The sequence below is a fragment of the Streptomyces sp. NPDC048297 genome (assembly GCF_043201585.1).
Classification (GTDB): Bacteria; Actinomycetota; Actinomycetes; order Streptomycetales; family Streptomycetaceae; genus Streptomyces.
In genome coordinates this window covers 1-24,167 of record NZ_JBICZA010000049.1, presented here as the reverse complement: position 1 = coordinate 24,167, position 24,167 = coordinate 1, and the positions used below count along the sequence as shown (strand labels likewise).

17 protein-coding genes are annotated in these 24,167 nt (G+C 68.9%); 6 read left to right on the top strand and 11 right to left on the bottom strand.

Annotated elements, in window-relative coordinates; all coding sequences use genetic code 11:
• Positions 1 to 312: 312 nt before the first annotated feature.
• The 4 genes from ACGFYV_RS34430 to ACGFYV_RS34415 all read right to left on the bottom strand — a co-directional run bounded on the left by ACGFYV_RS34430 (position 313) and on the right by ACGFYV_RS34415 (position 4,163).
• On the bottom strand, positions 313 to 1,200 hold the full coding sequence (locus ACGFYV_RS34430; protein ID WP_393882469.1) for an alpha/beta fold hydrolase: 888 nt from the start codon (positions 1,198 to 1,200) through the stop codon (positions 313 to 315).
• 96 nt (positions 1,201 to 1,296) lie between these two features.
• On the bottom strand, positions 1,297 to 2,073 hold the full coding sequence (locus tag ACGFYV_RS34425) for an SDR family NAD(P)-dependent oxidoreductase (RefSeq protein ID WP_393882468.1): 777 nt from the start codon (positions 2,071 to 2,073) through the stop codon (positions 1,297 to 1,299).
• Between the two features lie 555 nt (positions 2,074 to 2,628).
• A complete protein-coding gene (locus ACGFYV_RS34420; RefSeq protein WP_393882467.1) occupies positions 2,629 to 3,243 on the bottom strand; it encodes a response regulator transcription factor in 615 nt (204 codons plus the stop codon).
• Positions 3,244 to 3,476: 233 nt separating this feature from the next.
• Positions 3,477 to 4,163, bottom strand: a complete 687-nt coding sequence (locus ACGFYV_RS34415) for a TetR/AcrR family transcriptional regulator C-terminal domain-containing protein (protein WP_393882466.1) — start codon at positions 4,161 to 4,163, stop codon at positions 3,477 to 3,479.
• 313 nt (positions 4,164 to 4,476) lie between these two features.
• On the opposite strand from ACGFYV_RS34415, the gene ACGFYV_RS34410 reads away from it, so the two are divergent.
• Positions 4,477 to 5,433, top strand: a complete 957-nt coding sequence (locus tag ACGFYV_RS34410) for an SDR family NAD(P)-dependent oxidoreductase (RefSeq protein WP_393882465.1) — start codon at positions 4,477 to 4,479, stop codon at positions 5,431 to 5,433.
• Here ACGFYV_RS34410 and ACGFYV_RS34405 read toward each other — a convergent pair.
• Positions 5,430 to 5,627, bottom strand: a complete 198-nt coding sequence (locus ACGFYV_RS34405) for a hypothetical protein (RefSeq protein ID WP_393882464.1) — start codon at positions 5,625 to 5,627, stop codon at positions 5,430 to 5,432. The genes ACGFYV_RS34410 and ACGFYV_RS34405 overlap by 4 nt on opposite strands.
• Positions 5,628 to 5,685: 58 nt before the next feature.
• Here ACGFYV_RS34405 and ACGFYV_RS34400 point away from each other — a divergent pair, with 58 nt between their 5' ends.
• Both ACGFYV_RS34400 and ACGFYV_RS34395 read left to right on the top strand, forming a co-directional pair.
• A complete protein-coding gene (locus ACGFYV_RS34400) occupies positions 5,686 to 7,173 on the top strand; it encodes a long-chain fatty acid--CoA ligase (protein WP_393882463.1) in 1,488 nt (495 codons plus the stop codon).
• Between the two features lie 261 nt (positions 7,174 to 7,434).
• Positions 7,435 to 8,337, top strand: a complete 903-nt coding sequence (locus ACGFYV_RS34395) for a TIGR03619 family F420-dependent LLM class oxidoreductase (protein ID WP_393882462.1) — start codon at positions 7,435 to 7,437, stop codon at positions 8,335 to 8,337.
• A gap of 956 nt (positions 8,338 to 9,293) precedes the next feature.
• On the opposite strand, the gene ACGFYV_RS34390 is transcribed toward ACGFYV_RS34395, so the two are convergent.
• The 5 genes from ACGFYV_RS34390 to ACGFYV_RS34370 all read right to left on the bottom strand — a co-directional run bounded on the left by ACGFYV_RS34390 (position 9,294) and on the right by ACGFYV_RS34370 (position 17,125).
• Entirely contained in the window at positions 9,294 to 10,991 is a 1,698-nt protein-coding gene (locus ACGFYV_RS34390; protein ID WP_393882461.1) for an amidohydrolase, read from the bottom strand.
• Between the two features lie 279 nt (positions 10,992 to 11,270).
• On the bottom strand, positions 11,271 to 12,899 hold the full coding sequence (locus tag ACGFYV_RS34385) for an ISAzo13 family transposase (RefSeq protein WP_393882460.1): 1,629 nt from the start codon (positions 12,897 to 12,899) through the stop codon (positions 11,271 to 11,273).
• Between the two features lie 256 nt (positions 12,900 to 13,155).
• Positions 13,156 to 14,589, bottom strand: coding sequence for an IS1380 family transposase (locus ACGFYV_RS34380; RefSeq protein WP_393882486.1), 1,434 nt, complete (start codon positions 14,587 to 14,589; stop codon positions 13,156 to 13,158).
• A gap of 112 nt (positions 14,590 to 14,701) precedes the next feature.
• Positions 14,702 to 15,724 (bottom strand): methyltransferase, encoded by a 1,023-nt coding sequence (locus ACGFYV_RS34375; protein ID WP_393882459.1) that lies wholly within the window; start codon positions 15,722 to 15,724, stop codon positions 14,702 to 14,704.
• Positions 15,725 to 15,907: 183 nt separating this feature from the next.
• Positions 15,908 to 17,125 carry a hypothetical protein gene (locus tag ACGFYV_RS34370; protein ID WP_393882458.1) on the bottom strand — a complete coding sequence of 406 codons (1,218 nt, stop codon included), beginning with the start codon at positions 17,123 to 17,125 and terminating at the stop codon, positions 15,908 to 15,910.
• A 744-nt stretch (positions 17,126 to 17,869) separates the two neighbouring features.
• Here ACGFYV_RS34370 and ACGFYV_RS34365 point away from each other — a divergent pair.
• Complete coding sequence (locus tag ACGFYV_RS34365; RefSeq protein WP_393882457.1) at positions 17,870 to 18,637, top strand: DeoR/GlpR family DNA-binding transcription regulator; 768 nt, start codon at positions 17,870 to 17,872, stop codon at positions 18,635 to 18,637.
• Positions 18,638 to 19,143: 506 nt separating this feature from the next.
• On the opposite strand, the gene ACGFYV_RS34360 is transcribed toward ACGFYV_RS34365, so the two are convergent.
• Positions 19,144 to 19,326: a hypothetical protein gene (locus ACGFYV_RS34360; RefSeq protein ID WP_393882456.1), complete on the bottom strand. Its 183-nt coding sequence runs from the start codon at positions 19,324 to 19,326 to the stop codon at positions 19,144 to 19,146.
• Here ACGFYV_RS34360 and ACGFYV_RS34355 point away from each other — a divergent pair.
• Both ACGFYV_RS34355 and eccCa read left to right on the top strand, forming a co-directional pair.
• Positions 19,313 to 19,912, top strand: coding sequence for a LuxR C-terminal-related transcriptional regulator (locus tag ACGFYV_RS34355; RefSeq protein WP_393882455.1), 600 nt, complete (start codon positions 19,313 to 19,315; stop codon positions 19,910 to 19,912). The genes ACGFYV_RS34360 and ACGFYV_RS34355 overlap by 14 nt on opposite strands.
• Positions 19,909 to 23,883: a type VII secretion protein EccCa gene (gene eccCa, locus ACGFYV_RS34350; protein WP_393882454.1), complete on the top strand. Its 3,975-nt coding sequence runs from the start codon at positions 19,909 to 19,911 to the stop codon at positions 23,881 to 23,883. Before ACGFYV_RS34355 ends, eccCa begins: the two co-directional genes overlap by 4 nt.
• The last annotated feature ends 284 nt before the right edge of the window (positions 23,884 to 24,167 follow it).

Below are 24,167 nucleotides of genomic sequence, written 5' to 3'. Positions count from 1 at the left end.
GGCCCCTGCCACATCTGGGGCCCCTGCGGTGTCTGAGGCCGCTGCCGTATCGGGATAACCGCCGTATCCGGACAACCAGGAGAGCGCGGTCAGGAAGGCCGCCGAGATCCCTGAGCACGAGGACGGCCGGCACCGCGACTTCTTCGGCACCGGCCCTTGCCGAACCAGCGACGCCGAACCAGCGACCGTGTTCACCGCGTTCGAGCACAGGATGAACGCGCGGCGGGTTCCCCGCGGTGGTGTGCCGCGGGGAACCCGGTCGTGCCGTGGGGAACCCGGTGGTGCCGCGGGGAACCCAGTCGTGCCGTGGGGTCAGTGAACGGTCGCGGTGGAGGCCCGTTCGATGAGGTCGGTCACCGGCTGCGGGTTGGTGAACATGATCAGGTGGGGGCCGTCGACCTCGACGGTGTGGGCGTGGGCGCGCTGGGCCATGAAGCGCTCGAGGTCGGGCGCGATGGCGTGGTCTTCCTTGGCCACCATGTACCAGGACGGGATCGAGGACCAGGCCGGCGTGCCGGACTGCTCGGTGACGGAGTCCAGGCTGAGGGGACGCTGCTCGGCGGCGAACGCCTGAGCCTCGTACGACGGCAGTTCGTCGTCGAGGAAGACGTCGCTGTACTTGGCGGGGTCGATGGTCAACTCGGTACCGGTGGTGCCGTCGGGCTTGGGGAAGCTGGAGGGCTGGGCAGGGACCGCGGGGATGGGATGGGCGACCTGCATGCCGTTCAGGCTCGCCAGGGAGTCACCCTTGTCCGGCGCGAACGCGGCGATGTAGACCAGAGCCTTCACATTCGGGTTGCCCGCGGCGGCGTTGGTGATGACGGCGCCGCCGTAGGAGTGGCCGACCAGGATGATCGGTCCCTGGATCTGCTTCAGGTAATTGGCGATGTACTGGGCGTCCGAGGTGAGGCCACGCAGCGGGTTCGGCGGCGCCTTGACCGTGTAGCCGTCCCTCTCCAGCCGCTCGGCGACCGGCGTCCAGCCCGAGGCGTCGGCCCAGGCGCCGTGCACCAGGACGACGGTCGGCTTGGCGGAGGAGCCGGTGGAGTCGGAGGTGGTCGCGTGGATCGCGTTGACCGTGCGGGCCGACGTGCCGGCGTGGACCACACTCGCGTTCGCGGTCGAGTTGACGGTCAGGGCCGCGCCCGTCACCACGGCCGCTGTCCCGGCAAGGCTGGCGATCCAGGTTCTGCGTTTCATGGTAGTGCTCCCAATATTTCGAATGATCAAGAGGAGGTTCCACGGGGGTTCACCGATCAGCGGGGAACCCCTCGGACAGCGAAGTGGATCGGGAGGTCAGCGGGCCGAGAGCAGACCGCCGTCCACGGGCAGGACGGCCCCGTGGATGTGGGCGGCCTGGTCGCTCACGAGGAAGACCACAGCGGCGGCGACCTCGTCACCGGTGCCGGGGCGCTGATCCGGGACGTCCACCGTCAGTTCGCGCAGCTTCTCGTGGTACGGCGCGTTGGCGGGGGTCATCGTCGGTCCGGGGGCGACCGCGTTGACGCGGATGCCCTTCGCGGCGAGTTCAGCGGCCCAGGAGGCGGTGAGGGAGTGCAGCGCCGCCTTGGTGGCGCCGTAGAGGGCGGCGACCGCCATGCCGATCTCGCCGTTCACCGAGCCCATGTTCACGATGGAGCCGCCGCCGGCCTTGAGCATGCCGGGGACGACGGCCTTGACCAGCAGGGCCGGTGCCTTGACGTTCACGGCCAGCGCCTGGTCCGCGAGGGCCTCGTCGACATCGAGGAGGGACTGCGCGGGGACCAGGTGGGCCGCGTTGTTGACGAGGAGGTCGATCACCCCTCCCGCGGCTTCGGTCGCCTCGGTGACGAGGCTCTCGATGGCGGATGCGCCGTCGGCGAGGTCGGCCGCGACGAAGTGCGCCGTTCCGCCTTCCGCCGCGATGGCGGCGACCGCGGCGGCGCCTTCGACGCTGTTGCGGCCGGAGACGATGACGGTCGCGCCCTCGCGGGCGAGCGCCTCGGCGACGGCGCGACCGATCCCGGAGGTGGATCCGGTGACCAGGGCACGGCGGCCGGTAAGACGCTTGGAGGTGTGAGTGCTCTCGGGCATAGGTCTTTCTTCCAGCTTCCAGGTAGGTGATGCCAGGTAGGTGGTGGGTGAGGGATGCGGTGCTCGCGGCGAGGAGCGGCAGGACGAGGCCGATGGCGGCCTCCCGGCCGACGGCAGTGGAAACCGTGACGCGCTCGGGAGTGCTGTCGTCGGTGACCTGGAACTCGGGCCGGCCGAAGTCGCCGGCCGTGCAAGCCCGTTGGGACCGAGCACCGCGCCCAGCGGCCGGGGTCGGGCGGCGACTGTCGGCCGGCAGCGGCTCCTGGAACAGGGGCACGTCGGCCAATGAGCGCAGCCTCGGACAACGGCTTTTGGACTCTCACTCCCAAATTGTCCTCTTGGAAATTTGGACTTGCAAGTCCAAAAATCGGGTGGGTGCGCGATTGGGGCGAAAGGTGCGGCGTGGGGCGGGGTGGAGGCGCGGCCGAAGGTGTGGCGAAGGGCGGGGTGGAGGTGTGGCTAAGGCTGGGGTGAAAGGCGCGGTCGAAGGTGCCGCGGAGGGCGGGGCGAGGCGAGGCATCCCGCGAGGCCGGGCATGTGAGCGGAGCGATGCCATCAGATCATGCCGTAGCGAAGGGCGTATGAGACGGCGTGGGCACGGTTGCGCAGGTTGTACCGCTTGATGACGCCGTACAGCACGCTCTTGACGGTTCGTTCCGAGTAGCCCAGTTCGGAGCCGACCGCCTGGAGTTCGTACCCGTCCGCGACCAGGCGCAGGACGTCGACCTCCCGGACGGTGAGCCCTCCGGACGTGAGCCCGCGTGGCTCCAGTACCTCGACGTAGGTTCTCGCCACCTGGTCCATCAGCCGCCCTTGGAGCATGGCGGGCAAGTCGCCATGCCCCGAGGCCACTTGCTCCAACGCCTCACCGAACCGCTCCCAGGTGAAATCCGACCGGAAGATCACGGCTCTCGTGCCGAGTTCGAGGGCCTTCTGGATGTCGGCATGCCACTCGCCGTCCACGATCAGCACCAGGAACGTTTCAGCGTTCACCAGTTCGCGCAGCCTCGTCAGCGCGGCGATGTTGGGGTCGGACACGGCGGCCACGACCAGCTCGGCGTCGCCGCCGACGCGAGTGAGTACGACCTCGGCGTGATCATGGAGGTAACTCGACAGCGCCTGTTGGGTGAGCTGGTCCTGCGCGACTACGCCGACCTTCACTCTGTTCATGCCGCCCCATTGGTTCACTTCGCGAAGGGTCTCGGCCGTGCAATGCGGACCGCACCCGCCTGAACACTGTTAACTTACACCGTTCAGTGCTCTGATCAAGGGGTTCGTCGACACCGGGGCGAGCCTCAAGGGGGCTGTTCGTCGTGTGTGTTGGTGCCGTGCCGTGCCGGTGACCTTCGGGGGTGACCCCGTTGTGCGGCAGCGGGGGTCACCGAGCTGTGCGGCATCGGGGGTCACCGCGAGGGGGTCGCCGCCATCCGCGCGATGCCGGCGACGAGAACGTCAAGGTTGAAGTCGTAGTACGTGTCCGGATCCGCGCAATCGCAGAGATGATCGGCGAAGGACACGACGACCGGGAGGTTCCGGGGCGGGAGGGCCGACAGCAGTGCCCGCTTGACCCGGACCGCGTCCTCGCGTTCCTCCTTGTCCTGGGGCAGTTGGCGGCCGGGCTCCGCCGCGATCATGGACACCACCGCGCCGAGGAGGAACATCGCCGTACCGGCGATCCGCTCCGCGGGAAGGCCGGCTTCTTTCAGCAGCGCGAGAGTGCGGTCCGTGACGGCCAATCCCGCCGGTGACGCCAGCAACCGCGTGGGGATGAGCTGGGCCGCCGCAGGGTGGGCGCGCAGGACGACGACGATGCGCGCCAGGATGTCGCGCAGTTGTTCCGGCCAGTCACCGTCAGGGTGTTCCGGAACCTCGACCTGCTGCAGGAGATGCTCCGCTATGCCGTCCAGCAGGCGCTCCTTGTCCCTGAAGTGCCAGTACAGGGAGGTGGGTGCCACGGAGTGCTGCTGGGCCAGCCGGCGCACCGTCACCGCCTCAAGCCCTTCGGTGTCCGCCAGGGCGATGGCGCTGGTGACCAGGGCTTCTCTGCTGAGGCGGGCCTTGGGCTGGCCGTCCTTGTCTGCGTTGGGCATGCGCGAACCCTACCTGTCGGGGGAGTGGTGATTACGCTCCGTAGGCATCGGTCACGCATCCGGTGCGGCTCGGGGCCGGTGGTGGTCGGAGGCGGGTGGTGACTGCGGGCGAGCGGTGACCACGGGTGAGTGGTGACCATGGGTGGGCGGTTTTGGACTTGAAAGTTCAAAAAGTGGCTGCCACGCTTATGGACGTGGCAGTCCAAAATTGCTCGCCTCGCCCTGAAGCGGTCCGGCGAAGCCTTCGAAGGCGGGCGCCACGTGACCGCGCGGGAAACCTCCCCACTGACCACGACCGAAGGTGAAGATCACGATGTCCGGCAGCAAGAGCGCGTGGGACGTGCACAACCTCCCTGACAACTCGGAACGCACGTTCCTGGTCACCGGCGGAAACGCGGGGATCGGGTACTTCATCAGCGAACAGCTCGCCGCGACCGGGGCCCGCGTCCTCATCGCCTCCCGCAGCGCCGACAAGGCACGCCTGGCCATCGAGGCGATCCACAGCCGCCTGCCACAGGCCCGCGTCGACCATGTGCCACTGGATCTGTCCGTATCCGGGTCGGTGGCGGGAATCGCGGACCGGCTCGGCGCGCTGTCCGGGATCGACGCCGTGGTACTCAACGCCGGCGTACTGGCGCAGCCGCAGTACTCGATCACCGAGGACGGGAACGAACTCGTCTTCGGGACCAACCACCTCGGCAACTTCGCCCTCATGGAACGGCTGTTGCCGCTCCTGGTGGCCAGCCCGGGAAGCCGCGTGGTCACGATGGGAAGCGTGGCCGCGCGCTTCACCAAGCTCGACCTCACCGATCTGCAGTCGTCACGCGAGCCCTACCGGCCCATGCGGACCTACGCGCGCAGCAAGCTCGCGCAGACCGTTTTCGCGCTTGAGCTGGACCGTCGCCTTCGCGCGGCGGACTCCCACATCCGCAGCGTGATCGCCCATCCCGGGGGAGCGCTCGACGGTTTGACGCCCTCGCGTCCGCCCCTGCGGACCCGTGGGCGTGCCGAACATCTGAAGGCGCTGCCGAAGGCCGTCATGGCCCAGAGCAAGGAGAACGCGGCCTGGCCCGCCGTGCGGGCCGCCCTCGATCCCCGCATCGACGGAGGCGAACTGTGGGGCCCCCGGGTGCTGCGCGGCTTCGGGAAGCCCGTCAGGGAGAAGGTGCCCGCGGAGTGGCTCGACCGTGACGTCGCCGCCGAACTGTGGCAGCAGTCCCAGCGCTTGACCGGAGCGGCCTGGAAGGAGTTGGATCAGGCCGCGATCTAGCTCGCCCCGTCCGCGGCAGCCCAGGGGCGGACGGCAAAAGGGGTGTTCACCCTGGGGCGGCAGAACACCGCGGCGGCCGGGAGGGGTTGAGGGTGAAGGCGCCAGGCATCCGAGTCGCCGCATGCCGACAGCGTGAACGCATCAAGCAACGTGAGCACATCGAGCAGCGCGAACACATCGAGCTGTGTGAACACATCGAGCAGCGTGAACTCAACGATCCGACGTAGTTGTAGTGGTGGAGGTGGCCTGGACATGGCCAATCTGGCGGAGTTCCTGACAGCGACGGCCGCGCGGCAGCCGGGGCATCCCGCGCTGAGAGTCGGGGCGCAGGTCATCAGCTACGCGGAACTGGAGCAGTTGACCGCCCGCGCGGCTGCCCTCCTGCGGGCTCAGGGAATCTCCCCGGGGGACCGGGTGGCGCTCATGCTCCCCAACGTGCCGGAGTTCGTCGTGCTCTACTACGGGGCGCTGCGGGCCGGAGCCATCGTCGTCCCGCTGAACCCTCTGCTGAAGCAGCGGGAGGTCGAGTACCACCTGCGGGACTCCGGCGCGGCGGCGCTGTTCATGTGGCTGCACGCTCCCGGCGAAGGCGCCGCGGGCGCGGACGCGGCGGGGGTTCCCTTCCACGTGGTCGAACCGGCCATGTTCATCGAGCAGTTGGCCCGGTACGAACCGCTGGCACAAGTGGCCCCCGCTCATGGAGAGGACATCGCGGTACTGCTGTACACCTCTGGCACCACGGGCCTGCCCAAGGGCGCGGCGCTCACCCATGCCGGGCTGCGCCACAACGCCGAGACCAGCGCCCTCCACGTGCTGCAACTGGCCCCGGACGACGTGATCATGGGCTGCCTGCCGCTGTTCCACATCTTCGGCCAGACCTGCACCATGAACGTGGCGATCCGCTCGGGTGCCGCGCTGACCCTGGTTGCGCGATTCGATCCGCAGGCGGTGCTGGAAGCGATCGCCCGGGATCGAGCCACCGTCTTCGAGGGTGTCCCGACCATGTACGCGGCCCTCCTGCAGCACGGGTCCGACGTGGACACCTCGTCCCTGCGCGTGTGCGTGTCCGGCGGCGCCTCGCTGCCGGTCGAGATCCTTCACGGCTTCGAGCGACGCTTCGGATGCATGGTGCTGGAGGGCTTCGGGATGTCCGAGACCAGTCCCGCCGTGTCCTTCAACCATCCCGACCGGCCGCGCAAGGCCGGCTCCGTCGGCACACCGGTCCGGGACATCGAGGTGCGGCTGCTCGACGGCAAGGGCCGGGAGGTCCCCCCGGGCGAGGTCGGCGAACTGGTGGTCCGTGGACCGAATCTGATGAAGGGGTACTGGGGCCGCCCGGAAGAGACCGCCGCCGCCATCCCCGACGGCTGGCTGCGCACCGGCGACCTGGCCCGCCAGGACGAGGACGGCTACCTCTACATCGTCGACCGCAAGAAGGACCTCATCATCCGCGGCGGCTACAACGTCTACCCGCGCGAGATCGAGGAGGTCCTCCACGAGCATCCCGCCGTCGGGCTCGCGGCCGTCGTCGGCATCCCGGACAAGCAGCTGGGAGAGGACGTGGGCGCGGCGGTCGTCCTGCGCCCCGGCGCGCAGGCGGCACCGGAGGAACTGCGCGAGTTCGTCAAGCAACGGGTGGCCGCGTACAAGTACCCGCGCTGGATCTGGATCGTGGACGCGCTGCCCACCGGCCCCAGTGGCAAGATCCTCAAGCGCGAGATCCCGGTGCCGACCCGCTGACCGGACCCGCCGGCATCCACCGCTCGCGGCGGTGTCGCCGGTGACGAGAAGAAACCCCGGCCCGCGCTGTGACTTCACCGGCGCAGGCCGGACCATTCGCCGTGAGTCTCGGCGGGACGGGTGGCAGCTTGTCGCAACTGGTCCTTGCCTCAGGGAAGCGATCATTCGGACTTGATAGTCCAGATGACTCGGAGCATAGTTCGTGGCCATCCACGCCGCCCTCAAGGCCGAGGGTGAGGGACGTTGCCGAAAGGATTGTTCGTGAAGGTCGGATTCACGTTGCCGCAGTTCCACAAGCAGGCGTTCGAAGTCGAGCGGGCTGCGGAGTTCGCACGGGAGACAGAACGGGCGGGCGGTGCCAGCCTGTGGGTGGGAGACCGGAATCTCGCGGCCGTGCATCCGCGCATCGGGTACGGCGGCCGGGGGAGCACCATCCCCGTCGAGATGAACCCGGCCGCTGACCCCTTCGTCCTGCTGGGGGTGGCCGCCAGCGCCACCGAGAGTGTGCTGCTGGGCAGTCACGTCATCGTCGCCCCGCTGTATCCGCCGGTCCAGCTGGCCCGGTCGTTGACGACGATCGACCTGATCAGCGGTGGACGCCTGCTGCCGGGATTCGGCATCGGCTGGTCGCCCGAGGAGTTCGAGGCCGCCGGGGTGGACTTCACCAGGCGCGGGGCCCGGATGGACGAACTCCTCGACGCACTGGAGGCGATCTGGACCACGGATCCAGCGGCGTACCAGGGCGATCAGCTGTCGATTCCCCTGCACCACGCGCCGCTGAAGCCGGTCCGCCGACCTCGCCCGCCGATCTACCTGGGCGCGTTCTCCGAGCGTGCGCTGCGCAGGGTCGCCGAGCGTGGCGACGGTTGGCTTCCGGTGTGCACGGTGCCGAGTTGGCCGGACGTCGACGGCCTGGTGCAGCAGCGGGCGCTGATCGACCGACTGGCGCGGGCGGCGGGCCGTGAACCCTCTGCCATCGACAGTGTGCTGCGCGTGAACATGGACGCGGGGGCGTCGACGGACGAAGTGGCCGCAGTCATCAAGGCGGTGCGGGAGCGCACGGACATTCGCCACGTCATGGTTGACACCATGTACAGCGACGAGAGTGTCGACCAGTCCCTCCAGCGGGCGTCGGACATCCTCACCGCCGTGCAGAAAGGCTGAAACGCGGAACGGACGATTTTCTCTTCTTCAGGAAGTCGTCCGGAAATCGCCCGGGAGAGGCTTGCTTATCGCAGGCCTCTCCCGGGCGACTCTGTATGTCCGGGCTGATCACCCGCAGATCCGGGCGCGTTCGCTGCTCCGGTCACGCGGTCACCTAGGGACTGTGCCGAGTTCAGATCACGGGTTTACTGTAATTACGGGGCCATTCTTGGCGGAGTGCGAGACACATCGCCCTTCATCGTCCCTGATGGGGTGGTGAAGGGCGATGTCACGTACCGCTCGAATTCGCCAACAGCGTCGGCGCTGCCTCGGGGCCATGCGGCACCGAACACGCCGCCGCCTGCTGTGATGGATCACTGCGGCCGAGGTTTCCGCAGACGGGTGTACTCCTTCGGCCTCTCAACGCGTACCCGATGTGGGCCGCCGGGGCTCTTGCAGCGGGAGTCCGGGCCCTGGCCGCAGTCCGTGCATGTCACCTCGTACACCCGCCAAGGTCGCGGGACGGCCTTCGGATTCGCCTTCTGCTGGGCCTTTCGTTCGTCCACGATCGGCTGCACCCGCTCGTCATGAGGGAAGTCGTGCGCCTTGCCGACATCGGTGCCCTCGGCGAGTACGCAGGGCTTGCCCCGCCCCGCGTGACAGCGCGGGCAACTCTTCTGGATCCAGTACCGGCGCGCCACCTGCCTGTGCAGCCGGAACGACGGCAACTGCGCCCCGTCGGCAGCGCGCTGCTTCCAGGTAGCAACATCTCGTGCCTGTCCGGCAGTCACACGGTCTCTGGCCAAGGCCGCTGTCCGGATCAGATCAGCCACCTGAGAGCGCAGGTCGTGAGAGTACGCGTCATGACGGCGCAGGCCTCGGAGCGGACGCCGCCCACTCCGGCGCCGGTACGACGCGGAGAGCCTGAGCCTCACCACGCCAGGCCGGGTCGTATCGCAGGCGGGTGGCCTTCGGGGTCAGGTCACGGGCGGGAGGTTGGGACCGGTGGTGCCGAGCTGTTCCGTGGCGACGACCTGCGGCACGGGCCATTGCACCGCCGGGGGCGGCCAGTACTGGTTGGTCTCCTGCAGGAAGTCCGCGGGGGGCTCGTACAGGGGCGGCTGGGTGCCGTCAGGAATCATCGAGGTCCACTTGACCGCCGCTTTGCGGTCCTTGAACTCCTGCTGCATGGCGTCCAGCAGTTCGGGCTGCTCGATGAGGTCGACGGCGCTGGCCGCCAGATACCGTGCGGCGGACAGCAGGGCCTGGTGACCGATGTTGGTGGCGGCCGTCGCCGTGACGCCCCAGTTGTGGTTCGGGATGCCCGGCGGGTAGGCGGCGGACAGCAGGACGGCGGTGGGAGCCTGCCAGCTGATGTCCGCCGTGTCGGTGGACAGGCCACCGGTGTATGCGGCCGCCGGCGGCGTGAGCGGGGTCAGATCGGTGGGCATGCCCACCTCCGGCCGGCCGAGCGACTTCTGGATGGCCTTCGCCAACGCGTGATCGTCGTCGGTGAACTTGGGAGCGCCGATCTGGCGCATGTTGTCGTTGAGGAGTTCCGCGCCCGCCTTGTTCGCCAGCAGGTTCCATGTGCCGGCATGGAACCTGTGTACCAGGCGGGTCTGGCTGGCCTGGGCGGCGGCCTTGGCGCACTCCACGATCTTGTCGTACAGGACGCGGGCGCGATCGGGGCTTCCCTCGCGGACGAAGAACCAGATCGAGCACATGTCGGGTGTCACGTTGGGAGCGCCGCCCCCGTTGATGATCGCGTAGTGGAAGCGGCCCGAGGGCGCGACGTTCTTCTCCCGCAGGTATTCCGACATCGTCGCCATCAGCAGGGCGCCGTCCAGGCCGCTCTTGTTGCCCAGCGGCGAGCCGCCGTGCCCGGAGGCGCCGAGGAAGGTGAAGGTCGCCGAGAGCAGGGCGCTGGTGGTGTTCCAGAACGGCACCGTGATGTTGAAGGGATGCCAGTCCAGGAAGGCGTCGAGGCCGTCGTACACGCCGGCCTTGACCGCGTACGCCTTGCCGACCAGTTGCTCCTCACCGGCGCTGCCGAACAGCTTGACCGTGGCCTTCAGTCCGTGTGCGCGGATCGCCTGGGCCACAGCGATGGCGGCGGCCGTGCCGCCGGCGCCGAGGGCGTTGTGGGCATCGCCGTGCCCGGCACCGTACGAGGGGCCGTAGGCGTCGTAGTTGTAGACCAGCGGGTCGTGGTCGGGCACACCGCTCTTCTGGGAAAGACCCGGCAGCGCGTCGTACTCGGCGTTGAAGCCCAGGACGGGGCCGCCGTTTCCGTAGGTGGCGACGAAGGCGGTCGGGAAGCCGGCGGAACCCCACTTGACCGAGAAGCCGTTGTCCTCCAGCAGACGAGCCGTGGCGAGAGAGGACTGCCACTCGCGCAGCGACAGTTCGGCGTGCTTCCACACCTCGTCGCTCAGCTTGGTTATGTCGCCCGTATGGTTGTCTATCCAGTTGAGGGCGGTCGCCTTCGCCTCGGTGTCGGCGGCAAGACGGGTGGGCGGACGGTAGCCGGTCGGGGAGACTCCGGTCACCTCGTCGTACCCCAGGGTCGCCGCCAGCACCGGGTCGGCCTGGAGAATGGCAGCGGTTGTCGCAGTCGCACTCAGCCCGAACATCTTGAGCAGGCGTCTGCGGCCCACATGCAGGTCATTCACGTGCGTCTCATTCCTCGGAAAGTTCGGAAATGGATCAGTGATCCGCGGCCCAGGGCACTCACGGCAGCACGCCCGCCTGTGGTCCACGGCACTGGAGAGAACGGCACATCGCTGCCGAATGCTTCGAGAAGCTCCGGCGTCGGCAGATGCCCGGCCGGGGATGGAACACCGCGCATGTGCCCTCGTCCGCGACGCAGGAGACCGACCGCGATCACACCTCGGGATCGACAGGTTTCGTGTGCCTCACAACGATGATCATAGCTAAGGGCTTGCAGATCATTAACACGTCGTCCTGATCTTGCTGTTGGGGTCGCCGGACTGGGCACGAACCCGAGCTTGGAGGGCAGTGAGGGCGGAGGGCGGGGTGGTTGCCGGCGGGATGACGATGCCGTGTGCCTTGAGCAGTGTCCTGATCTTCAGCAGGGTGCGGTGCATGGCGGTCCGGCTGCTGTCGAAGAGCACGGCGAGGGGTTCCGCGGCCAGGGCGACCCGCAGGTGAAGGACGGCCGCCAAGACCTGGTCGGGGAACTCGAGTCGGGGCGGGCGTCCGCGCTTGACGTCGCCATCGACAGCCAAAGTGTCAGTGAGATCGCGCAGTTGCTGCCGGGACATGCCGGTCAGGCCGGGCTCGGACAGTAGAGCATGGTCCCACTCCTGGGCCTGCTTCTGCGGAGTCCGGGGTGCTGGGATGGCAGAGCACGGCCGGGGGTGCATGGCATAGTTCCAGTCGCCGTGGAAGGGGTGTCGGGTCAGCGGCAGGGCCGCCATCTCCGCGTCGCCGATCTGGATTCCGGTCGGGTAGATATTGGTGTCCAGCTCGGCCATGACGCGCAGTCCGGTGCGGGTGGTGGTCGCGGCGATGGACTGGACGATGACTTCGTGACTGTACAGCGGCTGGCCGCGCCAGTTCATGGTGATGTGCGAGAAGAGCCGATGCTCGATTTTGTTCCACTTCGATGTGCCCGGCGGCAGGTGGCAGACGGTGATCACCAGTCCTGTTTCGGCCGCGAGCCGGGCGAGTTCGAGCTTCCGGGCCCGGGTGCGGTAGCCGTTTGAGCCGCCCGCGTCGGCGGTGATGAGCAGTCGTGTCGCCTGCGGGTAGTCGGCCCGGCCCTGCCCGCACCACCAGCGGCGGATCGATTCCACGGCGAACGCGGCATTGTCGTGATCGGTGCCCACGTTGACCCAGCCGGTGTTCGCCGCGAGATCGTAGATCCCGTACGGGACGGCCTTGCCCAACTGCGGGTCGGCGAAGTCATGGACGTTCACCGGCATCGGATCAGGCGCAGGCCGCCACTGGCGGCCGTTGTTCTTGAACTCGCCGACAAGTTCCTTCTTCTTGGTGTCCACGCTGATCACCGGCTGGCCAGTGTCCCGGTGATCGCGAGCCTGCTCGTTGAGATAGCGGAACTGGGCATCCCGGTCCGGGTGTTGGCCTCCCTTGATGGCCTTGGCGTTGGCCTGCAGGCTGAAGCCTTCCTCCCGCAGCAGGTCCGCGACGGTGTCCGCACTGACCTTGTGCCCGGTCCGGGCCAGCTCCCGCGCCAGCGTGCGGGTCGACTTCACCGTCCACCGCAGTGGCGACATCGGATCACCGCGCTCGTCCGGTTCGACCAGCGCCAGCAGTGCCGGCCGCAGTCCCGGATCGAGATCTGCGACCCTTTTGCGGCCTCCGCCCGGCCGCCGCACCCGCCCCAGAGGCTCCTCGCCGGTCTCCAGCTCGAACACGCCCTTGCGGACCGTGGTCTCCCTCACCGAGGCCGCCCGCGCGACGGACCGAACACCACCGTGTCCCAGGACACGAGCCTCTGCGGCCATCAGTAGCAGTCGCTGCCGCTCATCCAGATGCGGGAACAACACCGCAAATTTCATGGCGAGTTGGGTACGGATCTCGTCCGGGATGCGCATACCACACCAACGAGCCACGGGGCGGGAAGCAACACCTTGATGATCTGCAAGCCCTTACGAGTTGGTGCGTGATAGTGGGTGAGGTGTCGTGCCTGGCCGGTGGCATCCAACTCGTTAGTCGGCTCGGCTGAGCCGAACTGGTTGCAATGGCTGTGGCTATCGGCTGTTTCGCGTTCGGTGGGCATGGCTCGGGCCCGGCGCGTGGTCGGGTGCTCCAGGTCCTCATGTAGTGGGCGGTCAGGGACGAAGCCACTGGTCAGGTGGCGGGTCTGGGCAGGGCCGCGAGGCAGGCGAAAGCGTTCGCCAGCTCGTGCCGCCATGGCCAGGTGACGGCGATTCGTAGGTGGGGGCGACGGCCTCCGCGGGTGAGACGGGCGGCTGCGTGCGGCAGCCGGTAGCGGAGCTTCTTGGGCTCGGCATCGGCGAGTTCGCCGTGCAGGAGCGGGGTGCGGGTCCAGGCGAGCAGGTCGATCGCGGTCAGGGACAGCTCCAGCCAGACCGCGTTGATCTGGAAATGGCGGGAGGGGAAGCGGCCGAAGCCGGTGGTCTTGCCGCAGCGGATGCGGTCTTCGACCCGGACGTGTGCGCGGTGGCGGACCTCCAGGTGCTGCACGGAGCCCTCGCCATAGGGGGTGTCGGTGAGGAAGACGTGGTGGCGCATGCCTTCATCGAGGTCGAACAGGGAGAGCTGGGCGCCGGGGTGCGGTCGCTCGCGGCGGACGATGATCCGGGTGCCGTCGGGATGTCCGGTCAGGTCGACCATGCCGGTCAGCTCGGCGACCTCGGCTGAACCGCGCAGAGAGCCGTCCTCTTCCAGGGCCGGGTGCCAGACCTGCCGGGGCAGGGCCCGGATCGCGCGGCGGACCGGTTCGGTGACGGGGTGTCCGACGGAGAAGCGTGTCTGGATGCCCTGTTGGCGCAGGTTGCGTAGGTGGGTCAGGAATGCTTTGGCGCCGCCTGCGCTGTCGGTGCGGATGAGGATGCCGGTGCCGTGGCGATGGGCATCGGGGATCTGGGCGGGCGCAGCGTCCAGGACGGTGATGTGGTCGCTCGCCGTGTTCGCGCCGGCGTTGCCCGGCCGCAGCAGGCCGGCCAGAGCCTCGCCGGTGTTGTCCAGGAAGCGCAGCAGCGGATGGAAGCCGAAGCCGCGTTTGTAGGTGGCAGCTGCCTGTTCCTTCTCTGAGTGGCAGGTGACGAGGGTGGCGTCGAGGTCCAGGACCAGGCCGGGCAGGTCGCGTCCGCCCGCGCGGGAGGCCGGTATCCCGTGCCGGGTCTCGGCGGCCTGCAGCCAGGCGGTCTCCCGGGCAGCGGCGCGGGCCGTGTGCAGTGCAGCGAGTGTGGTGGTGTCGATGCCGGCCAGGAGGCGCCAAGCAGTGGAGGTGGAGGCCACCGGACCGAACACCTCGCGCTGATCGCGCAGGAGGGCCAGGTCGGCGATTGCCTCGCCGCCGTCGGCGAGCATCACCGCCACGTCGACCGCCACCCGGCCCGGATCGTGGCCGGTGCCGCGCGGCCGCAACCGGCGCAGCGTGTCAGCGAAGGAGCCGGTCAGGCCTGTGGCATCGGCGGGATCGGCCAGCAAGCGGGATCCGGCGTGGCTGACCACTGCGCGACCGTCGGCCGAGACAACGAGCTTGGGACGCGACCCGGTAGTGTGCACGCGGAAAGTGTCTTCCCGCTGTGGTGACAGAAGCCCTAGACAAGCCTCATCATCCCAGCTCAGAAAGCACTTTCGTCTTTCCGCTCAAGATCCGGACACGGCCGTAAGCGAAACACGCAGGTTAGTCACACGGTACCGCGTCTCAGTCGGCTGCGACCGCTTCCAGGATGGTCATGGGGGAGTTGGTCGGGCTGCTCGACACCAGCTTCAGGCCGGCCGCCGCGAAGAGCGTGCCGTACTCGGCGATCGTGCGCTCCCGCCCACCGACCATCACCATCATGTTGATGTCCTGCGACGGGCCTATGGCGGGGCCGCCGAGCTTGTCGACCGTCAGTTCCAGCACGAGAACCCGGCCACCCGGTCGCAGGGCCTCGCGGCACTTGGTGAGAATGCGCCGCGCGGACTCGTCGTCCCAGTCGTGCAGGATGTAGCGCAGGAGCAGCAGGTCGCCCTCCGGGACGGCTTCGAAGAAGTCTCCCGCCTCGGCGGTCAGCCGGTCCCGCAGCCCGAACTGGTCTATTAGGATGTGGGCTTCGTCGATCTGGGTCGGCAGATCGAGGATCACACCGGACAGTTCGGGGTTCACGGCCATCAGCGCCCGCAGGAGCGAGCCGTTCCCGCCGCCCACGTCCACCGCCCGTTCGACGCCAGTCGTGTCGATCAGCCGTGCGGCCTCGTCGCCGACGGCGGCCGTCATGCCCGCCATTGCCAGGCCGAAGTCGGCGGCCTCGGCCGGCTGTTCGGCGTAGTAGCCCCACACGTCGTTGCCCAGCGCGGCAATCGCCTGCGGCTCACCGCTGATCACCGCGTCGGGCAGCCGGCCCCAGACCAGCCAGTGTCCCGGTGCGCTCAGCGCCAGCGCGAGGCCACGCATCGAGCCGGGCTGGTCGGCCCGCAGGGTGGCCAGCAGGCTGGTACCGCCGAAGCGGCCGTCGTCCTGCGCGGAGACCAGACCGTACGAGGCACACATCCGCAGAAAGCGGAACACCGCATCAGGTTCGGCCGACTCCGCCTTGGCGATCTCGTCGGCCGTCCTCGGCCCCTCGGCGAGATGCTCGGGAAGGGACAACAGCGCTGCCGCACGGGCCAGTTGACTCGCCCGGTAGGCGGTCACCATGTCCCACATGACACCGTAATCGCTTTGCTGAGGGGTGAGTTCGGACATCAATGACTCCACTCGTGCTGATGTACCAGCGGCGTTGGATTCGCCGACTGTTTCTCATTTCGGATACCGGCGTCCGCGGGGGCCGTGTTCGCGCGAGCACGGCTGTCGTTCCGGGAACGCCGACGAGGGAAAGGCTCACAGGAGAGACGATGGGAAGACTCATAGGACAGAAGATGGAAAGACTCACAGGAGAGGCGTGACCTGGGTCGGCATACCGAACAGGGAGCGGGCGTACACTTCACGGCTCAGATCGAAGGAGATCAACTGGTGCCGAGAAGCGACCTCGATGTTCCGCCAGATCTGCTGAACGGGTTGGTCGAGCGCGAAACTGCTCGATCCGCCGGCGTCGAGCAGCAGGCTGACCGTATCGCGGACCTTTTTGGACGCGGTGCCCAGGTCCATGCGAATGCGTGCACGCTCCGCTGAATTCAGTTCGGACCCCACTGCCACGCTGTGCTCGACATCTCCCAGTGCTCGGGCCGTGTGCAGCTTCGCCGTTTCGAGCGAGGCGGCGGCATCGCTCATGGCCAGTTGGGTGCTGGGTGAGTCTTCTGCTCGGGTGTAGATCGTCCCGTTCATCGGCTTGCCGGCCTTCAGGCGGGAGATCGTGTTGTTCAGCGCCGTCTCCGCCATTCCGATCAGGGGTGCCGGCATCGTCACGGAAGTCAACGGGATGGCCGGCGCGGAGTAGATGCTGCCCTGCGGGAACCGGGCGGAGTATTCGCCGCTCAGGAGCTTGCTGAACAACAGAATGCGGTGGTCCGGGACCTCGGCCGAGTCGATCACGGCGGTGTGGCTCCCCGTGCCCTGCATGCCGGCCACCCGCCAGGTGCGCTCAACTGTCGCGGCAGCCATGGGAACCAGCGCCATTCCCCGGTCCACGACGGTCCCGTCCGCGTCCACCACGGGCACACCGACAAGGGCCCACTGGGCGTGATCGATTCCCGTCAGCGGCTGCCAGCGGCCACTGATCCGAAGGCCTCCGGGAACTCGGACGGCGTTCTGCGCCATGCCGAAACCTCCGCAGACGACCGCACGGCTGTCATCCCCCCAGATTTCCTGGCGCACTCGGTCTCCCAGCAGTGCGGCCAGATAGGAACCCCCGGACAGCAGCATCGCGGTCCATGCGCTCGCCCCGCAGCCGTGGGCCAGATGGCGGAACACCTCCGAAGCCGTCCTGACGTCCGCTTCGAGTCCCCCGTATTCGGCGGGCGCGAATATGGACAGGAATCCCGCTTTCCGCAGCGAAGCCGCGCTGCGATCGGAAAGCCTTCCTGCCGCCTCCGTCTGGACGGACTGTGTGGTCAGCAGCTGAACGAGGTCCCGTGCGGCCTGCACCGATTCCTCACCCGAGGGGCGCATTTGTGCTGAGTGAAAGGTCGGTCGTGCTGTGGTGCTCATGAACATCGAACCTTATCGAGAGAGTTTTCTGAATGCCGCCGCACATTTTCGGGAAGTGGCGAGAACGGCTGTTTCGTGCTCAGGCAGGGCCGGTCGCCGCCATGCTGGCACGCGGTCCGAGCGTCCTGGACAGGTCGTGGGTGAGACAGGCCGGGCAACTGGCCGAACGAACCTTTTGAAGCAAGCCACTGGCGGATTCGGTTTGCGGGCAGTGACCGTAGGCTCCGACTTGGACGGACGTGCTGTGGGGGACGGCGCTCGCGCGGTTATGCGGCGGGTGACCGGCTCTGTCTACGGCAAGGGCATCCCGCCCGTCGGCTTCCCACGGCCACCATACACACGCGCGGCGGGCGTTTCGCATGCCCGGCCCCGGACAGACAGGCAGTCGTGCTTCCCGGACGGGCAACGTTCGCGCCGTGGGGGTCAGGCAACTACGGTTAATCCGTAGGAAGTACGGCATGGGCGGGCATGAAGCAACTCGCCAGGACGCGACGGAGCGAGCCATACTCGGTCGCCCTGGCGGCACGCGCACCCTGGAGCAGGAGACAAGGGCTGTTCTCTCCTCGCGGGAGAGCGGCCGTTCGCCCTGCCGGCGAAACCGGCCATGGGCCCCTGAGCGCGCGTGCCGAACAGCGTCGGCGCCAGCTGAGTCGCCGCTCTGATCCGTGCCCGGACGGACCCGGGGGCCGGGTCGGTCGCGCCCCGATCGACGAGCGACAAGAGCACGAAGGACAGGTGTCAGCGATGACGGGCAGGACCGCAGAACGCCAGCGCGAGATCGTCGAAGTCGCCCGCCGTGAAGGCTCGGTCGAGGTGACCACGCTCGCCCTCGAACTGGGCGTGGCCAAGGAGACCGTACGGCGGGACCTCCGTGTCCTGGAGGACCGGGGGCTGGTCCGCCGCACCCACGGCGGCGCCTACCCGGTGGAGAGCGCCCACTTCGAGACGACGCTCGCCGCCCGCGCCGCCAACCATGTGTCGGAGAGGCGCCGTATCGCCGCCGCCGCGGCGGAGCTGCTCGGGAACGCCGAGACCGTCTTCGTCGACGAGGGGCTCACCCCGCAGCTGATCGCAGAGGCGCTGCCCGAGGACCGGCCACTGACCGTGGTCACCGCGTCAGTGGCCACCGCGGTCGCGCTCGCGGAGGCCGAGAACATCACCGTACTGATGCTGGGTGGCCGGCTCCGGCCCAGCACGCTCGCCACCGTGGACCAATGGACGACGAGGATGCTGGCCGGGTTCGCCATCGACCTGGCGTTCATCGGCGCCAACGGCATCTCCCGTGAACACGGACTGACCACGCCGGACCCGGCGGTGAGCGAGGTCAAGGCACAGGCGATCCGCTCCGCCCGGCGCACCGTCTTCGCGGGCGTGCACACCAAGTTCGGGGCGGTGAGTTTCTGCCGCTTCGCGGAGATCGGTGAGCTGGACGCCGTCGTCACCAGCACGCTGCTGCCCGCGTCCGAAGCCCACCGCTACTCGCTGCACGGCCTGCACGTCGTCCGTGTCTGACGACATGTCTGAGTACGTGTCCGACGACGCGTGGCCGGTTTCAAGAGGCATCCGTCGACTGGCCGTCACGGCACAGGCCGGCACCCGCTGAACACGCGCAGCCTTTCTTTCCTCTGCTTGCCGTACAGAAGTGCCGGATCCGGACTCCTGGGAGTCGTGGGGGTTGCCCGTCGCGTGTACTGGTGTGCGGCGAGTCGGGGGAGTCGCCGAGAGCGCCTGGTCCGTGGGGGGATGTGTACACCCAAACGTGACGGCGCGGGAAAACTGCAATCAGGAGCTTCTGCGCCGGAATCGTGCCCGGGGTGATGTCAAGGGCCTTTCCAGACAGATGCCTTGTGCGCGCGAACGCGGAGGAATCTGCTCGGTCGACCGATGGACGGGTGCACCGACCGGAGACCCCCGGCCACCGGAGAGGAGAGAGGGTTGGCAGCCGCCAATCACCCCGCGACGAAGTCGGCAGCGTACGCCACTCGGGCGGGACTCACGTCAGTCACGCGCGAGGAAGGTCAGGGCCCGCGTGTGGCGCACAGCGGCGCACAGCACGGCCACACCAGGCCGGCGATCACCGGGCAGACAGAGGTGCGCCCACCGGCCACCGCCGACCTCGCGGCGGTACGGGAGCGCCGGGACAGGGCCGGCGGCTTCAGCGCGGCGGACGCCCAGGACACGTCGCGGGTGAGCGTGCTCACCGACGACCCCATCGTCAGACTCGCTCTGATCAGCCACCTGCGCCAGCGTCCCGAACCGGTTCCGTCCGCACCGGGCGCCGCCGCCGATCTGGCTGTGGCCGTCCTTCGCGACCCCGACACGGAGGCCTTGACCCGGCTGAGTCAACAGGTGGCCGGCAACACCCTGGTCGTACTGATCGTCGAGGGGGAGTGGCGGGCGGACGTGCACATGGCCCTTGCTGCCGGGGTCCGTGCGGTGCTGTTCCGGTCCGGGTTCACCTGGAACCGGTTCGACGAGGCGATCCAGCAAGTCTGCTCAGGCCACGGCGACTTGCCGGCCGCCCTCCAGGGGCAGCTGATGAACCAGATGGAACGGACCCAGCGGCTCGTCCTGGCTCCACGGGGTCTCACCCCGGAGGGCCTGACTTTCCGGGAGGCCGAGGTGTTGCGGCTCGTCGCCGAAGGACACGAGTTGCAGGACATCGGAGCCCATCTCAGCTATTCCGAACGAACCATCAAGAACGTGTTGCACGGCATCATCAAGCGGCACGGCCTGCGCAACCGGGCCCACGCCGTCGCGTACGCGATCCGCCGCGGGCTGATATGAGCACCACCGTCGCCAAGCGCGGCCCGCGTGCCGAGGGCCCCGAGGTCCCCGAGGACCAGATCGAGCTGGCCGAGCCGCCCTCGCTGGGCGAACCCGCCACCGCGGACATGAGCTCGGCCCTGTCGTTCGTGCCGATGAGCCTCGGCACCGGCGCGATGATGCTCATGTATTCCCAAGGGCGTCCCGGCCCGACGACGTACCTGATGTCCGGCATGATGGCCACGTCCATGGCGGGCATGGCACTGACCCAGATGGGCCGCTCCGGCGGCGACCGGCGCCGTCGTATGCGCGCCGAACGCCGCGACTATCTGCGGTATCTTGCCCAGAAGCGCCAGCAGGCCCGGCAGGCCGCCACCGAGCAGCGAGAGGCGCTGTTGTGGGACAACCCGCCCCCCGACCGCCTGTGGGCACTGGCGAACGGCGGTCGGCTGTGGGAACGACGGCCAGGCCACGACGACTTCGGGCGGATCCGGATCGGCACCGGCACCCGCCGGGCCGCCCTGGAGTTCCTGCCGCCGCAGACCCGGCCGGTCGAGGATCTGGAACCGCTCACCGCGGTGTCGCTGCGCCGCTTCACCAAGGCGCACCAGCGCGTTCCCCACCTGCCGGTGCCCATGGCACTGCGGCGCTTCACCAGCGTGGAGTTCGCCGGCTCCGGGCAGCAGGCCCTCGGGCTGATGCGCTCGATGGTGGGCCAGCTCGCGGTCATGCACTCCCCGGACGACCTGCGCATCGCCCTGCTCGGCCGGGAGATCGCGGCGCAGGAGTGGGAGTGGCTCAAATGGCTTCCCCACAACCAGCATCCCGAGGAATGGGACGCGGCCGGCCCGCTGCGACTGGCCGCCGACGACCACGACACCCTGCTGGAACTGCTCGGCGACGAGGTGCGCGACCGGCCCGGCCACGACCCCGACGCCGCGTCCAACACGGCCGAGCCGTTCGTCGTGGTGATCGCGCAGGACACCCGGATCCCCGAGACGTCCCCCCTGCTCACCGGCGTCCGCAACATGGTGCTCCTGGACGCCACCGGAGCCCTGCCCGGCGGCGAGAAGGTGCTCCGCCTCACCCTGCGCGACGGCATCGCCGAATACCCGTCGGGGGACACGACCGCCGAGGTGAGCGCCGACTTCGTCGGCCGGACCGCTGCCGAGAACCTGGCACGGGCCCTCGCACCCATGCGGACCAGCGGAACCGTCGAACTCAGCGACCAGTCGCTCGAGTCCGACTTCGAACTGACCTCCCTGCTCGGCCTGCGCGACCCGCACGCCTTCGACATCGCCGCCACCTGGCGGGCCCGGCAGGCACAGGCCGCCCGGCTGAAGGTCCCGCTCGGTGTGAACGAGAACGGCGAGATCGTCGAACTCGACCTCAAGGAGTCCGCACAGGGCGGCATGGGGCCGCACGGACTGCTGATCGGAGCCACCGGATCCGGCAAGAGCGAACTGCTGCGCACTCTCGTGATGGGGCTGTCGGCCACCCACTCCTCCGAAGTGCTCAACTTCGTGCTCGTCGACTTCAAGGGCGGAGCCACCTTCCTCAACATGGAACGGCTGCCGCACACTTCGGCGGTCATCACCAACCTCGCCGACGAGATCCACCTGGTGGACCGCATGCGCGACGCCATCAACGGTGAGATGACCCGCCGCCAGGAACTGCTGCGGACCGCCGGCCACGCCTCGCTCTTCGACTACGAGAAGACGAGACTGGCGGGAGGCAGCGGCCTCGCCCCGCTGCCGTCCCTGCTGATCATCGTCGACGAGTTCTCCGAACTGCTCGCCAGCAAGCCGGAGTTCGTGGACCTCTTCGTCTCCATCGGACGCCTCGGACGCAGCCTCGGCGTCCACCTGCTGCTCGCCTCCCAGCGTCTGGACGAGGGCCGGATCCACAAGGTCGAGGGCCACCTGTCGTACCGGGTGGCGCTGCGCACCTTCTCCGCAATGGAGTCGCGCAGCGTCATCGGCGTCGCCTCCGCCTACGAACTGCCCTCCGCGCCCGGCAACGGATTCCTGAAGGTCGACACCACCAACCTCGTCCGGTTCAAGGCCGCCTACGTCTCCGGGCCCGCCCCGGCGCCGCAGACGACGGGCGAGAGCCCGGCCGGCGGCAGCGACCCGATGCGGGCGGAGGTGGCGCTGTTCGGCCTCGGCCGCCTGGGACCGGCCGTCGCCGAGGAGCCGTCGGTCCCGCCGCCCTCCCAGGAGACGCCCGAGGAGCCGCAGGCACCGGAGGAAGACGGCGAGAGCCTGCTGGAACTCCTGGCCCGGCGACTGGAGGACAGCGGCCCGCCCGCCCGCCAGGTGTGGCTGCCGCCGCTCAACGACTCACCCACCCTGGACGAGTTGCTGCCCGGTATCGAACCGGACCCGGTACGCGGCATGGCCGCCACCGGCCACACCGCGCCGCTGCTGACCCGGATCCCGCTCGGCATGGTGGACCGCCCCTACGAGCAGTCCCGCGAACTGCTCGTCGCCGACCTGTCCGGCGCCGGCGGCCATGTGGGCGTGGTCGGCGCGCCGCGGACCGGCAAGTCCACGCTGCTGCGCACCCTGATGCTCTCGCTGAGCCTGACCCACACGCCCGAGGAAGTGCAGTTCTACTGCCTCGACTTCGGCGGCGGCGGCCTGGTGTCCACCGGCGGCCTTCCGCACGTCGGCTCGGTGGCCACCCGGCTCGACCGCGACCGGGTGCTGCGCACCGTCGCGGAGATGTCGCAACTGCTGGAGCGCCGCGAGCGGGAGTTCACCGAACGCGGACTGGAATCGATGGACGCCTACCGGGCGCTGCGGAAACAGGGCGAGATCGACGACCCCTACGGCGACGTTTTTATCGTGGTCGACGGCTGGGGAACCCTGCGCACGGAATACGAGGAGGCCGAGTCCGCGATCACCGAACTGGCCGCGCGCGGCCTGGCCTTCGGCATGCACGTGGTGGCCTCCGCGGTGCGCTGGTCGGAGATCCGGGCGCGGCACCGGGACCTGTTCGGCACCAAGCTCGAACTGAGGCTCGGCGACTCCATGGAGTCCGAGATCGGCTCGCGGGTGGCGGCCGGCGTACCGGACCAGCCCGGCCGCGGCCTGGTCCCGTCCGCGCACCACTTCCTGTCCGCGCTGCCGCGGCTGGACGGCTCGCCAGGCACCGAGGACCTCACGGCGGCGACGAAATCCGCCGTCGCCGAGATCAACACCTTCTGGCCGGGCCGTTCGGCGCCGGAGGTACGGCTGCTGCCCGCCCGGCTGCCGGCCGGACAACTGCCCGCGCCCACGGACGCCGCCGACCTCAATTTCTGCCTCGGCCTGGACGAACAGCGCATGGCGCCCACCTGGCACGACTTCGCCGCCACCCCGCACATGATGGTGCTCGGCGACGAGAAGACCGGCAAGACCAACGCGCTGCGGCTGGTACTGCGCGCGATCGTCGCCCGGTACACGCCCGAGGAGGCACGGATCATCGCCGCCGACCCCGGACGGGAGCTGCTGCAGGACATCCCCGAGGCCTACCGGGTCGGCTACGCGGTGGACGCCGCCGGTCTCACCGAACTCGCCAAGGCCGCCGCGGTGTCGGTCGGGAGGCGGGTCCCGGGCGCGGACGTCACCCCGGAACAACTGGCCCGCCGCGACTGGTGGCAGGGCTCCCGGCTGTTCGTGGTGATCGACGACTACGAACTGTTCTCCGCCGGCATGGGCAATGCCACGCCGACAGCGCCGCTCGTGCCGCTGCTCGCCCAGGGCCTGCACGTGGGGATGCACGTGATCGTCGCCCGCAGCACCTCCGGCGGCATGCGGGCCATGATGGACCCGCTGCTGCGCCGGATGTGGGAACTCGGCAGCCCCGGCCTGCTGTTCTCCTACCCCCGCGAAGAGGGCAAGTTCCTCGGCGAGGCGAAACCGCGCACGCTGATTCCCGGCCGGGCCCAGCTGGTCACCCGGCGCTCGGTCCGGCTGGTGCACACCGGACTAGTGACGGCCCCATGACCGACCGTCTCGCCGTCATGGCAACCGCCTCGGACCACACCGCACCCGCCGGGCGTGCTCTACGACCCTTCGCGCGTGCCCTACCTCCCGCCGGGCGTGTTCTACGACCCTTCGCGCGTGCCCTACCTCCCGCCGGGCGTGCTCTAGGACCCTTCGCGCGTGCCCTACCTCCCGCCGGGCGTGCTCTAGGACCCTTCGCGCGTGCCCTACCTCCCGCCGGGCGTGCTCTAGGACCCTTCGCGCGTGCCCTACCTCCCGCCGGGCGTGTTCTACGACCCTTCGCG